Source organism: Massilia sp. DD77, assembly GCF_036961685.1.
Taxonomy (GTDB): Bacteria; Pseudomonadota; Gammaproteobacteria; order Burkholderiales; family Burkholderiaceae_D; genus Telluria.
Genome location: NZ_JBAMDH010000090.1, coordinates 1 through 621, shown reverse-complemented (window position 1 = coordinate 621; position 621 = coordinate 1). Strand labels below are relative to the sequence as shown.

Genomic DNA, 621 nt, shown 5'->3' with positions numbered 1-621 from the left:
GGCAACAGGTGCCGGTGCAATTGATCCTTGGTGAGGGCGCCGCGTCCGGTGATGAAGTCGTGGGTGCCGCCGGTGCGGTCGCGCGCGACCAGCACGCACACGTGCTCGCGGGAGATGCCGCGGGTTGCAGCCACGCCGCCCCGGCGTCGCGCCGGCCGGTCGAGCTTGCGCGAGCCCTTTTGCGACTCCAATAGGAAGAGTTCGTCGGCCTCGGCAATGCCTGCCAGGCGCTCCGGGCGGTCGTGTTTGACGAGCGCGAGAAAACGGTGGCGCCAGCGGAAGCTGGTGTTGCGGTGCACCTCGACCGCCTTGGCGCTGGCCCGAACGCTCTTGGCGTCGAGCATGTTGCCGAGGTAGTCGAGCCACTTCGCGCGGTGGCGCAGCCGCGACAAGGGCGTGCCGCTCAGGGCCGTGAAGGTCCTGCCGCAAGCGCGGCAGCGGTAACGCTGCAGTCCCCGGCTGTGACCGTGCCGATAGGAACGCTGCGCCTGACATGAAGGACAGCAAGGATCCGGCGCCGCGCATGCAATCTCCTCGCACACCTGGTCCAACCCGACCGCCGGCCGCAAGGCATCCATCAGTTGGAGACGCTGGCGCCTGGTCAGTAGGGAAAGCTGCCGC

General features: G+C 68.8%; 1 protein-coding gene. It reads right to left on the bottom strand.

Going from position 1 to position 621, the window contains the following annotated elements; all coding sequences use genetic code 11:
• A partial coding sequence (locus V7778_RS25080; RefSeq protein WP_442920761.1) for an IS1595 family transposase occupies positions 1–621 on the bottom strand: 621 nt, incomplete at both ends.